The organism is Peribacillus sp. SIMBA_075 (genome assembly GCF_046534585.1).
The window spans coordinates 1-231 of sequence record NZ_JAWRYN010001714.1; the positions used below are offsets into that span (position 1 = coordinate 1).

1 protein-coding gene is annotated in these 231 nt (G+C 56.7%); it reads left to right on the forward strand.

Annotated elements, in window-relative coordinates; all coding sequences use genetic code 11:
• The coding region (locus tag SB775_RS34290) for an inositol monophosphatase family protein (protein WP_410865747.1) at positions 1 to 231 on the forward strand (231 nt) is incomplete at both ends.

A 231-nucleotide genomic window follows, 5' to 3' on the forward strand; every position in this document is an offset into this window, starting at 1 on the left:
GGCTTATTATAACGATGAACGGCTGAAGCCGCTTATTGAGACGGACATCAGTGAATCAATCATCGGCATGAACTCCATGTGGGCGACGCCAAACCGCCACGTGGAGCATGAAGCGACCATCCGCCTCGTCCATGAAGCGCGCGGCATGCGCTCTTATGGTTCTGCGGCACTCGAACTGGCGTATCTGGCCAGCGGGCGACTCGATGCCTATATTTCCATGAGGCTGTCGCC